The sequence below is a fragment of the Sagittula sp. SSi028 genome (assembly GCF_048553715.1).
In the GTDB taxonomy this organism is placed as follows: domain Bacteria; phylum Pseudomonadota; class Alphaproteobacteria; order Rhodobacterales; family Rhodobacteraceae; genus Sagittula.
Map to the genome: position 1 here is coordinate 1 of NZ_JBLZNC010000022.1, position 12165 is coordinate 12165.

The 12165-nt window shown below is 54.5% G+C and carries 7 protein-coding genes; 3 read left to right on the forward strand and 4 right to left on the reverse strand.

The features are described 5' to 3' along the window. A partial coding sequence (locus ACN5AZ_RS18190) for an integrase core domain-containing protein (RefSeq protein WP_419430324.1) occupies positions 1-453 on the forward strand: 453 nt, incomplete at its 5' end. 237 nt (positions 454-690) lie between these two features. Here ACN5AZ_RS18190 and ACN5AZ_RS18195 read toward each other — a convergent pair. Continuing rightward, entirely contained in the window at positions 691-3408 is a 2718-nt protein-coding gene (locus tag ACN5AZ_RS18195) for a glycosyltransferase (RefSeq protein ID WP_419430325.1), read from the reverse strand. Between the two features lie 332 nt (positions 3409-3740). Here ACN5AZ_RS18195 and ACN5AZ_RS18200 point away from each other — a divergent pair, with 332 nt between their 5' ends. Both ACN5AZ_RS18200 and ACN5AZ_RS18205 read left to right on the forward strand, forming a co-directional pair. Then, positions 3741-5402, forward strand: a complete 1662-nt coding sequence (locus ACN5AZ_RS18200; RefSeq protein ID WP_419430330.1) for an ABC transporter ATP-binding protein — start codon at positions 3741-3743, stop codon at positions 5400-5402. Next, entirely contained in the window at positions 5395-7167 is a 1773-nt protein-coding gene (locus tag ACN5AZ_RS18205) for an ABC transporter ATP-binding protein (protein WP_419430326.1), read from the forward strand. Before ACN5AZ_RS18200 ends, ACN5AZ_RS18205 begins: the two co-directional genes overlap by 8 nt. 35 nt (positions 7168-7202) lie before the next feature. Here ACN5AZ_RS18205 and ACN5AZ_RS18210 read toward each other — a convergent pair whose 3' ends face one another. From ACN5AZ_RS18210 to ACN5AZ_RS18220, 3 genes are all read right to left on the reverse strand, one after another. Next, positions 7203-10190 (reverse strand): hypothetical protein, encoded by a 2988-nt coding sequence (locus ACN5AZ_RS18210; RefSeq protein ID WP_419430327.1) that lies wholly within the window; start codon positions 10188-10190, stop codon positions 7203-7205. A gap of 212 nt (positions 10191-10402) precedes the next feature. Further along, positions 10403-11602, reverse strand: coding sequence for a hypothetical protein (locus ACN5AZ_RS18215; RefSeq protein ID WP_419430328.1), 1200 nt, complete (start codon positions 11600-11602; stop codon positions 10403-10405). Next, positions 11596-11952, reverse strand: coding sequence for a hypothetical protein (locus ACN5AZ_RS18220; protein ID WP_419430329.1), 357 nt, complete (start codon positions 11950-11952; stop codon positions 11596-11598). Before ACN5AZ_RS18220 ends, ACN5AZ_RS18215 begins: the two co-directional genes overlap by 7 nt. Positions 11953-12165: the final 213 nt, after the last annotated feature.

Sequence of the window (12165 nt, forward strand, 5' to 3'; positions counted from 1 at the left end):
TTCATGGCGGATCGCCTCGGAGATGGGCGCCAGTTCCGGCTGCTGAACGTCCTGGACGACTTCAACCGGGAGGGCTTGGGCATCGAGATCGACTTCTCGCTGCCCGCCGAGTGGGTCGTCCGGGCCCTGAACCAGATCATCGAATGGCGTGGCGCACCGAAGACGATCAGGGTCGACAATGGTCCGGAATACATCAGCGGTACGCTCATGGAATGGGCCGAACACAAGGGCATCGCCCTGGCGCACATCCAGCCCGGAAAGCCGCAGCAAAACGCCTATGTCGAACGCTACAACAGGACGGTCCGGCACGAATGGCTGGACCTCCATATCTTCGAAACCATCGACGAGGTGCAGCAGATTGCCACCGAGTGGCTCTGGTCCTACAACAATGAACGCCCCAATATGGGCATTGGCGGCATGACCCCCGCCCAGAAACTGAAAATGGCCGCGTAAATTCTACGACCAAGCCCCCGCAAAAATGGGGGGATTACCGGCGCATCACAACTCTAGCCTGAAATCTTTCGCGGATCGCCTCCGCAAGGCCGGAAAACCGCACTAGGTCATCATCACCGCCGTCGCCAGAGAGCTGGTCACTATCGCAAACGCCCTGTGCAAGAGCCGTCAGAAATGGACCGCCGCAACGGCCTGAGAGATACAGTTGCTAATATCGGCTCATTTTAGTATTATTGTTTAGATTATCAGCTTTGTCGAAAAATCTGCTCGGTCAAGCGTGAGGTTCGGATTGTAAGATGGATCAGCGAAGCTTTGCGTTCCCCACGTATTTTTCATATATTCAGCTTCTTTCGCGAACCTTACCTTCTTTTCTGGAGTGTCTTCGTATCCTCTGCTGATGGATTCATGGTGGATCAGCGTAGCGAAAGGGGTCCAAACATTTCTGTAGCCTGCGGTATGTACTTTGAGACAAAGATCGACGTCGTTGAATGCCACTGCAAGATCGGTCTCGTTAAGGCCGCCGACTTCCTTGAAAACGTCGCGGCGGACAACTAGACACGCTGCTGTAACGGCCGTGTAATCTTGACGGACGATGAGCCTGCCGAAATAGCCATAGTGATCACGTGGAAACAGGTGGTGGGTGTGACCGGCAACCCCGCCCATGCCAATGACGACTCCGGCATGTTGAATGCGACCGTCTGGATATAGCAGTTTTGCTCCTACGCATCCGGTGTCGGGCCGTTGGGCCAATGAAACCATTTCGGTCAGCCAGCTTCCATCCAGAACCTCGATATCATTATTCACAAGCGCAATGATGTCACCGCGACATTGCGCAACTGCTGCGTTGTTCAGGGCAGAGTAATTAAACGGTCTGTCGTCTCGGATGACACGCACCCGCCTGTCACGCGTTTGAATACCTTTAAACCACTCTAGGGTCGTCTTTTCAGTGGACCCGTTGTCGACGATGATAATTTCAAAGTTATCGTATTGTGTCTTTTCAATGATTGTTTCCACTGCGACCCGCAGTACGGGAAGGTGGTCACGTGTCGGTATAATGATCGAGACCAGTGGCGATCCAATCAATGGCCAAGAACTTTTGTAAATGAATGGGGTTTCTGTGGCCTCCGCAGACAGGTCTGAGGCATGCATACGATTTAGATGTTCTTCGAGTGCAAGACGACCGGCTTCGATTGCGTAGGGTTTGGCGGTACGTGATGCAGCGGTGCTACCTAGTGTGGCCCGCCAAGTGTAGAGGACCTTGGGGATGTGATGGATCTGGTTGCTGTCTATTCTCTCGATGCAGCGGAGCAACAAGTCATAATCCTGAGCGCCTTCAAAACCTTCGCGTAGGGCCCCGGCGGTTTTAACCAGTTGGGCATCATACACCCCGAGATGGGATATATAGTTCAAACTATAAAGCAGATCGCGGTTAAAATCGGGCTTGAAATGGGGGCTGAAGCGGACCCCATTTTCGTCAATTTTATCCTCGTCGGTATAAACGATTTTCAAATTTTCATCTTCTGATATGGCCTTGGCCACCAGAAGCAGCGCGTCTGGGTCCAAAAGGTCATCGTGGTCTGCAAAGGCGATCCATGCACCTTGCGCCATGTCTATGGCGTTGTTGGTTGCAATAGAGATGTGACCATTGGTTTCGCGGAAACACACTTTGACGCGAGAATCTGTCTGCGAGACTTCGGAAAGAACCCGGCGGACTTCCGGGTCACTTGAGCAATCGTCGGCAATGCATAGCTCCCAGTTCTTATAGCTTTGAGACCGAACGGACTCGATCATTTCAAGCATCAAGTTAGGATCTGGATTATAAACTGGAACCACAACAGAAATGAGCGGGCCGTCTGCCAGAGCCTTCTGCAATCCCGATATGACGGTTGCATCATTAAGACGTTGTTGGCGCCAAGATTCTAGAAGATCCTGATAAGAATGTTGTAGAATGAGCGCGGGGCTCTGTTTGTTTGCCAACAGGTCGTTGCGCTTTGGGTTTCGCTTTTCTGCAGATTTTTTCCACTTTGTGCGGGTACGCTGGGACACGGGTAAGCTCGATTCTGCGAGTGAGCGCAAAATTTTATGGGCATACTTTCGCTTGAGTTGTCGAAAAGGTGTCCGCCGCTCTTTGCGCAGTGTTTTCTGAAGAAACGCGACGTTAGCTTCACTTTGCTCATACTGCCGGCTTTTGGCAGATAGTTCGTCAGAAACGGCCTGCAGGTGGTCTTGCAGTGATTTCAGGTTCGCCGCTGATTTCCGCGCTTCTATTTTAGTCGCAACGCCGTCTCCGCGTGTGGAGAAGTAATTGCGTATGATGTCTGTGAAGTCTGGATTTTTTAGGTTCGAGACCAAGGGTATTAACCCCGATGGTATGTTTTCACCCCAAAACAACACACCCAAACCATGTTGGTGAAGGAAACTCAAAGAGGGGCGGGTTTCGGAGATCTCTTGCCAGTATTTATGCACGCCAAAGTTGCGCTCGTACACTTCGGTGTCGTGGAACAAGACAATCGCGCGGTCGGATAATTTAGGGATCCAGCTTTCGAAGTCTTCTTTGACATCGTCGTAAAAGTGGCGCCCGTCCACGTGCAAGAGATCGACGCTGCCGTCTTCAATATCACTTAACGCTTCATCAAAGCTCATGCGTTTCAAAGTGCTGAAACTGCGATATTTTTGGTTTAGCTGGGTAACATTGCGAAAAACAGAGTCGTCATAATACCCGGCGTGTTCATCGCCTTCCCACGTGTCGACCGCGATGCATTCGGTTGACAAATTGCCCTCTACGACCGCTTGGCAAAAGCTGAAATACGAATAGCCGTTATGGGTCCCGAGTTCGACAATTTTGCGTGGTTCACAGGCACGTACAATCCACATCCCAAAGGGCCCATGGCGGAGCCACGCGGTTTCAATATCAATTACCTCTGGCTGGCTTTCAGGGATCTGTAGGAACGTCATTCAATACTGCCTCACTGTACACGCACTGGCGACGATGAACCTTCGCGCCTAAGCGGTTTATAACGTTGTGTTTATGCTGGCGGGGACATCTTGTAAATTTCGGTTTTGGTTCATCCACTGTTTTAAGCAAACGAGCGCCGAGCTGTGTCCGCAAGGTTGCGATTTAGGTCGGAACCTGATTAAGACCCATTCAATGGGGAACATGGAGTTCAAGCCAGGCAATGCTGGATGACAGGGAAGTTTCTTCGAAGGAAGCCCTTTCCAACGGTTGGCGGGTGATCCGTGAAGCCTTGCCACCTCGGTGGAAAGTGTATGCGGTATCAATCGTGTGCATGGTTGGTGTGGCTTTCTTCACCGGCGCGCTGGCCAACTCGACCGAGGCCATCGTGAACGGCGTCTTTGTGAACAGCACTCCCGGCGCGGCATGGCGGGTGGCGGCATTGGTCATCGGGATCTCTGCAGCGAAGAGTCTAATGACATATGGCGCTTCCTTGATCGCGGCTGTTTTCAACCGATCCATCGCAATCACCTACCAAAAGCGCCTGTTCGAGCACATTCTGGACCAAGACGTGGCCTATCTGGCGCGAGAGCATCCGCCGCGGCAAATGTCTGTGCTCATGCAGATCGGGCGGTCGTCGGGGCGCACGGTCATGGGCGTCTGCAATCAAGCGGTGGTCGAGGCGCTGACGTTGATTGCGCTGCTGGGCGTCATGGCGATGCAAGACCCCGGAATGACGCTTCTGTGCGGCCTGATCTTTCCGCTAATTTTTTGGCTGGTGTCGAACCTGTCCAAGAAAATCCGGCGCGCGACCAAACGTGAGCTGCGCCTGTCAGGTCGGTATGTCGAAGTTGGGGCAGAGGTGTTCGACGGGATTAAAACGGTCAAGAGTTTCCAGTTGGAAGAGGCGTCTATCGCTCGGTTCAACAGTGCCGTTGATGACATGGAAAAACGCACGCTGCAGGTCGCACGGATCAGTGCCACAACCGTGCCAATGATGGAGCTGCTCGGCGGATTGGTCATTGGGTTGTTCGTGATCTACGGGGCTTGGCAAACGGGCGAAGGCGGTCGGACCCCCGGTGAATTCGCAGCGTTCATCACTGCGTTTCTCATGGCGTACCAACCGGCGGAACGCCTGTCCAAAATCTGGGTCGATTTGCAAAAGCAGATGGTGCTGGTGACCAAGATGTATGATGTGCTGGACCGTGAGCCAATCACCATGCGCTATGGCACCACCGACCTGCCGACCAGCCACACGCCAGAGATCACGCTGGATGGGGTGTCGTTTCGCTATGGGGCGGATGCGGCGGCTTTGACGGGGGTCAGTACGGTGATTGCGCCGGGCGAACGTGTGGCCGTGGTCGGGTCCTCGGGCGCGGGCAAAACCACGCTGATCGACATCCTGCAACGGTTCTATGATGCGCAGGAGGGAACCGTTGCCCTTGATGGCACCGACATCCGCGAGATCAGTCATGAGGCGTTGCACCGTTCAATCGCCTTTATCTCGCAGGATGTGTTCCTGTTTGACGGGACGATTGCGGAGAACATCGCAGATGGCAATCCCGATGCCACCCGTGAGGACATCGAACGGGCGGCCGAGCGGGCCTGTCTTGGCGATGTCATCGCTGCGCTGCCCAAAGGGTTGGACAGCCCTGTTGGACCGAACGGGCAGGCGCTGTCCGGCGGCCAGCGGCAGCGGCTGGCCATTGCACGCGGCCTTGCGAAACAGGCCAGCATCTACATCTTTGACGAGGTGACCAGCGCGCTCGACCCTGAAAACGAGCGGGCCATCATGGAGTCCGTCATCGCAGCCCTGGAAGGCGCGACCTTGATCTTCGTCACCCACAGGCCTTCGACCCTGGCCTATGTGGAGCGGGTTATGATCATGTCCGAGGGGCAGCTTGTGGCCAATGATACGCCGGCTGCGCTGGCGCAGGACAACCCCGCATTCCTGAGCCTATTTGACGACTTCAAGCAGGATAAGACAGATGAGTGAGCAGCCGCTAGACCCTGCTGCCGAGGCGCCTGTATCCACCAAAGAGGCCGTGCGCATCGGTGTTCGGCTTCTCCGTGCCGTTCTGCCCGTCCACTGGAAGACCATCGCACTGACCCTGCTGTCTATCGTGGGTGTATCGACGTTTACAGGGGCGCTGGCCAACTCCACCAAACTTGTGGTCGACGACGTTTTTGGCGCCGATCAGCAGGGAGCTGCCTTGCGGGTGGCATTGATCATCGTTGGTGTCGCGATTGGCAAAAGCTTCTTTCAGTATATCACCGAAGTGTTGCGTGTAGTGCTACAGCGTTCGGTTTCGGTCACTTATCAAAAGCAGCTTTTTGCCACGACGCTGCGCCAGGAACTTGGGTTTTTTGGCAATCAGCACCCTGCCACGCAAATGGTTATGGTGCAGATGTTGGGCCAGTCCGCGGGCAAGGTGGTGGTCGACGTCTGCAATCGTATGACTGTGGAAATTCTCATACTCGTTTCGTTGTTCATGGTGATGCTGCTGCAAGATCCTTTGCTGACCTTGTTTTCCTGCATCTGTGTGCCGCCAATTCTGTGGTTGATCTCGAACCTGTCTCAGCGTATGCGGAATCTGGCCACAACGGACGCCGGTCTGGCCGCAATGTTTTTCAGCGTCGGTTCCGAGGTCCTGCGCGGGATCAAGACGGTCAAAAGCTATCAGCTTGAAACCAAATCCGTGGCCCGGTTCAACACGGCGATGGAAGCCATGGAGGAGCGTGCGCTGCAGTTCGCCAAAGTGACCGCGGCGACGCTTCCGATCATCGAATTTCTTGGCGGGCTGGTGATTGGCGGTTTTGTGGTTTTTGCCTCGTGGCAAATCGCGGAAACAGACAGTACTGCAGGCGAATTCACGGCGTTTCTTACAGCGTTTTTGATGGCGTATAAGCCCGCCGAGCGGCTTTCCGGCGTTTGGGTGGAACTGCAGAAAAGCCTTATGTTTGCGCGGCAGATGTATGGGCAACTGGATCGCATCCCACGGGAAAAGCCATATGGGACCAAGACCTTGGGAGATGCTGCGCCGAAGGTTACTCTCGATCAGGTGTCGTTCAGCTATGGCCAAGATGCACCCGCCTTGCGCAACGTCAGCCTGTCGATTGGCGCAGGGGAGCGCATCGCCGTGGTCGGAAAATCGGGGGCGGGGAAATCCACGCTGATCGATATTCTGCAGCGGTTTTATGACCCGCGAGAGGGGCAGGTGACCCTCGGCGGGATCGACCTGCGCGAGCTGTCGCGCGAAGGGCTGCATGACGTGGTGGCCTTGATTTCGCAGGACGTGTTCCTGTTTGACGGCACACTGGCCGAAAACATCGCCCACGGCCACCCCGGTGCGTCCCGTGAGGATCTGGAACGTGCGGCCCGTATTGCCCAGCTTGATGGGCTCATCGCACGTCTGCCGGACGGGTTGGACAGCCCCGTTGGCCCCAATGGCAGCAATCTCTCCGGCGGTCAGCGCCAACGTCTCAGCATCGCGCGTGGCGTCGCGAAACGCGCCAAGGTCTACATCTTTGACGAGGTCACCAGCGCGCTGGACGGTGCCAATGAACGCGCGGTGATGGAGGCACTGGTGTCCGAGTTGGAAGACGCCACGCTGCTCTTTGTCACCCACCGCGCGTCGACCTTGCCCTATGTCGACCGCGTGCTGGTGCTGTCAGACGGTCAGGTGGCGGGCTTTGACCGGGCCGACCAGCTGATGCAGGACTGCGGACCGTTTCAGGCCTTGTTCCGGGCATCCGTGTGAATTCACAGGTCGCTCCTTGGGCCCGGAAAGCAATACTACTTCAATAGATCCGCCAGAGGATCTGGGTCCGTCAGTGTGCTACGATTTTGCCAAAGATCTCGATGTGCCCGAGTGCGCATTTCTGCAAAGGCGAAACGATTTTCGATGATCTGGCTTAGGGTGTCGTACCATGCCTGTTCATCGCTGGCACAGCCAATGGCCAGACCTGCGTCAATGCAATCGCGGTAGGCTGGATTATCTGCCACGACGGACAGCAACCCCATGGCGCTGTAATCCAAAAACTTGATGTCTGATTTGGCCGCATTGAATTGCGTCGGGACCAAAGGCGCAATACCTACATCAAAGCCTCTGTCACGGGTGATAAAGCGTACAAATGCAGGGTATCCGCCCTGATTTTTACGGGGATTCAGGATCTTTAGCCAGTCCACTTCGGGTGGATCTGATGTAATGCCGACAAGCGTAAGCTCGAATTGTCCGGGATAATCCTGAGCGAGGCGCTGAAAGGCCGGCATAACGCTTGCAAGGTCTTCATGATGCGTCGCACTGCCCATGTACACAAAACGGATCGGACCTGTTTTGGTAAACTTTGTACGTGGTTCTTTGCCGTAGTTACGCCAAAATCTGGGGTCCAGATTGTTTTTGCGAACACGGGATTTTCCGGCAGCAACGTCGACGTACACCTTGGCAAGTGTGGGTGTTGAAAACCAGACCTCTTTGGCAGCCGACATCAAAAGCTTTAGGCTCTGGTCTGCTTTGCGGCGCGCGTCATGTAAACCAAAAGCATCATCGTTATCTACGTAGAGCGGAGTATTCTGGTCTTGAAGGTTTTTGATTAGGCGCTCCGCATCCTCGACCTGTGCAACCGCGATGCGTTGTACGATACAAATATCGCAGCTGTTCAACCGAGGGTCATCAACGCCATCCAATGCTACAAGATCAATGCCGGCAGTCTCGTAAGCGTAATCTGTGGTCAATGGAGCAATGAGTCGGATATAGGCAGAGGTGGTCCACCACGCCGAGCCGCGTTGTAGCAATACGCCGACACGGCGACGTGGTGTCGCCGCGCCAAAATTGGGCTGCACAGTGATCGCCGGAGAGAGCCCGCGCAAAACGCCTTTGACCATGCCTGAAATTTCTTCTGCTCTGGCCGTGAAGGAATGGTTGTCATCAATGTAAGATGCCATTGCTCTATGCAGGCTTGCTGCGCGGCCCTCGGTCCAGTTTCTTACCGAAAGGGGAGTTTGACCTTTTGCATAATAGTTGTCAGATCCGAGCAACGCGTCCAAAGCGGGAAGCTGGTCTGTTGCAAGGACTTTGCCGCACCCAATCGTGTCAAACGCGGCTTTGGCAATGAAACCAAAGTCTTTCATCGCCAAAGTATGATCTACCTGAACAATGCGCCCGTTCTCGTCCGGTTGATCAAAAGCGTCTGCCGTTGTCCTTTCAGAAAATCCTTGGTGCGCATGATTCCCACCTTCTTCATAGTCCAATTCGTCGCGGCCTGAAATCTTCGACGACTCTACACAGTGAAGGAGGGGAAAAATCGGGCGCTCCAAGATAAACGAGAGCAGTGCCGCGTAGGATCGGGATGCGACCAATGGTATGTCAAAGAGCGCATACTCCTCATATGATACCTGCTCGGGGTGGGTGATGTTCCACATAATGGACAGGGTGTCGGCGTTTGGTGTGTATCCGCTCAATCCGCGAAGAACGATAATCGCATCATACTCGGAGTCTTCCGTAAGATATCTCTGGTCGTCGAAATCTATACGAACAGTATGGCCTAGCTTTTTTAACGATGTAGACAAGGCATCTGCTATGCGGCCTTCCTCTGAATCAATTCTGATTTCAAAAGAGACATCAACTTTTATACAGAAGGAAAGTTTTGTCTTATTGGTAATAATAGGTGGATCAATGGTCAGCTCCCTGTAAGCAGAACTTGCCCCTCCCGTAAGAGGGTCACTTGAAGGCCGCCCTTTCTCGTTGTTTATTTTCGCTGGTTTCTCAAGTTTTTTCGGAACCGAGCTTAGACCGTAAAGAGACCTATTGGGGTTTCTTTTCTTTGCGGAGATCTTAAATTTTTCGAGACGCTTTTTCCCAAAAAGTGCTTTCTGTCCCGACAGAAAGAAGAGAATAATAGACATGTACTTGTTGACCAAGGACTTTGTTGGGTGCAGTCTTTCGTTGGCCAAGTCCACGCGCAATGCATAATTTTCACGTTTCAGATCATCAAAATCCTCTCGGCGGAACTTTAAAGATTCGTCAGTTTCTGAAATCTTTCTTCTAATTCGAAGATTGTCCTTCAGCAGAAGGTTGTTCTTCGCATCCTTTTTATGTAGAAGCCCTGCACTTTCAGTTTGGGATCCCCAGCTTTGAAAAAGGGATAATATAACTTCAGCAAATATGCTATTTGAAAGGTGCTTTTGGAGGAGGCGTAGTTTCTCGGGAGAATTGCTTCCCTGAAAGGAAACGCTTAGACCGTTATAGGATTTTGTATTGATGTGTATATATCTAGCTGCAGCGCCCCTCAATATTGCACTATATTGGCTTTGGGATTTTGTACAATCGTGAAATACAACTACGGCAGATCCTGAAAGTTTTCGCTCCCAGTTCGAGAATTGGAATGAGTGATTACTCTTATAGGGAGTGCCCGAAATATAAAGAACATCAATACTGCCGTCCTCGAAGCCCTCCCAAGGTGCTTCATGAGAATAGGTATCTACATGACTGGTTCCGACGTACTTACCGTGTTCAGCCAAAAAATCCTCGGAGGGCTCGTCGCCCTCTGGGATCTCTGATGTGCTGCGGAACAGATAGCATTCGGTGGGCAGACTGCAGTCTCGGACAGTTTCGCATATCGCAAAGTGTGCGTAGCCTGTGTGATCATTCAATGTGACAACGCACTTAGGGTGCGATGTTCTGACGAGCCATGTTAGGAAGGGACCATGATTGATATGTACCCCTGATGGTATGTAGGTTGGAATTTTCGCTTCGATATCAAACAGCTTGGAGATGGTCTTCATCGAGATTTGCCTGCTCTTTGACATCCCATCTGGGTTCGAAGGTAGGAGGTATTTAATAGAATGATGTCAGATCAGTGGCAACCTTTTCGCAGCATTTCGGATGTCTGTTGCCTGTTCGCCAACCGTCTGACTGACGAGATCCGGGATGTGGCGGACAAAGTGTTCACGCGTGACTTGTTTGGTGCGGACTGATCGTCTGGGCAAGGCCGCGTTTAAGGCGCCGGACCGTCCTGCAGGCTCAATGGATCCTGTGGGATCGTGGCTGTGTTTGGGTCTGTGGTCTGTTTTTCAGGCGCTGTTTTTTGGTGGGCCCGCTGCGGGTGCGTGGTTTCGTCGTGCGCGTCGTGAGGTATCGGCTTCGGATCCAGTTGCGAGAGCATTTGGACCTGACGCTGTGGTGTGAGGGGTGCGGGGTCTGGCCAGAGGCCGAGGCCGTATCGGCTTAGGTTGAACTTTGCGCGCCGAGCCCAGGCTTGAGCGAGGCGCTGTGGGGCGTGTTTGATCTCTTGCCAGCGTTTGTCGCGCAACTGGCGGGCCTTCTCGGCAGAGAGGGCGGCGCTTAGGCCTTGGGCAGAGAACAATGCGCCGGTGAGGCGGATGCGCGCCGGGGCAGGGGCATCGGGAGGGCCGATGGTGATGTGTCTGTCCGTGTGGCTCAGGATGCGCATGCCAAAATGTGTGCTGCCGACCCTCACAGCGTCAAAGACATCCTTGCGACCGCGTATGAGGCCAAGCTCGTAGCAGCGGAGCAGCTTTGCGGTGAGCTGCTGGCGTATGTCGCGCTTGCTTGTATCTCCAAAGCGCTCGGCGTTGCGCTGGCGCTTGAGATACCAATCGGGGTGCCGGACCAGCTGCTGGCGGAACGGGTCACGGGGGTCCGCCCAGCCGAAGCGGTCATTGACGACATCCTCGAAGGCTTGCCAGCCTGCGCGGTTGTTCCGGCCCGGGGGGTCCGGGTTGAAGCTCCGGCGCTTGCCATCGGGGCGGACGACCCAGCGTGGGAGGAGGACATTGAGCTCCATCCGGCCGAGGTGGGTGTGGGTTGTGATCAGTACCGGGGGACGATCTGGCTTGGGGACGCCGGCAAAGGCCAGATCAAGGCAGGTCTCGATCAGCTCGGAGACCTGTTTGCGGGTCACGGGATCGCCTGCGTTGAAGCGCTCGGTGCTGATGTCTTCGGGGGCGAATGACAGGACAGCAAAGCGATACTTGTGTTTGCCCGGGGCGATGCGGATGGCGGCGCGGGCCATTGCGGGCTCGCCGAGGAGGATTTCCGGGGCAGGGGAGCGGGGGACCTTTTGTGCGGCGCCGTGGCCCTGTTTGGTGACCTCTGGGGCGCACATGTAGGAGACGGCATCCTGGGCGCCATCACCGGTTGGATCGGTGGAATGCTTTCCGAATGTGATCAGCATGGCGGGTCTTGATCGTTGGCGAGGGCCCAGGGGGCTGCCTCACGCAGGAAGTGGCGCTCTATTGAGGTGAGGCGGTTGAGAATATCCGTCGCCTCCGGGTGGGTTTTACGGATTTCTTCGCTGAGGACGGACAGCTGCTGGCGGGCGCGCAAATAGGCGAATGTCAGCTCGGAGGTGTCGCGCGATGCGGGGCGGGCAGTGCGCGTTTCATGGAGCGTGATGAGATAGCGGCTGACGGAGCGATCTGCCTTTTGGGCCGCTGCGGTGATCTCTGCGCGCTCGCTGGTAGATGCGTAGAGAGCGTCCCAACGTGTGCGACGTGTGTGTGGCGGCTTGCGAGGTCGTGCCATGTTGAGTTCCAATGCTGTGCGGGCCGAGGGGTTTTACACCGGTGGTGCGAGGTCTCTTGCTGTCAGTATGGAGGGGCCGAGCTGCACATGCACATCCATATACCGCATATAAATTATCCGGATTTTCGCCTGAGACTACACAAAAGCCGTATGGTTTTTGCACGGCTTTAACACTGCAATTAAACGCTTTTGGTATAAAATCCGGATTTTCGG

What these genes read in the sequence shown, in the direction of transcription:
- ACN5AZ_RS18195 (WP_419430325.1), bottom strand. Translation starts at nt 3,408, where the DNA reads ATGACGTTCCTACAGATCCCTGAAAGCCAGCCAGAGGTAATTGATATT.
- ACN5AZ_RS18200 (WP_419430330.1), top strand. Translation starts at nt 3,741, where the DNA reads ATGGTTGGTGTGGCTTTCTTCACCGGCGCGCTGGCCAACTCGACCGAG.
- ACN5AZ_RS18205 (WP_419430326.1), top strand. Translation starts at nt 5,395, where the DNA reads ATGAGTGAGCAGCCGCTAGACCCTGCTGCCGAGGCGCCTGTATCCACC.
- ACN5AZ_RS18210 (WP_419430327.1), bottom strand. Translation starts at nt 10,190, where the DNA reads ATGAAGACCATCTCCAAGCTGTTTGATATCGAAGCGAAAATTCCAACC.
- ACN5AZ_RS18215 (WP_419430328.1), bottom strand. Translation starts at nt 11,602, where the DNA reads ATGCTGATCACATTCGGAAAGCATTCCACCGATCCAACCGGTGATGGC.
- ACN5AZ_RS18220 (WP_419430329.1), bottom strand. Translation starts at nt 11,952, where the DNA reads ATGGCACGACCTCGCAAGCCGCCACACACACGTCGCACACGTTGGGAC.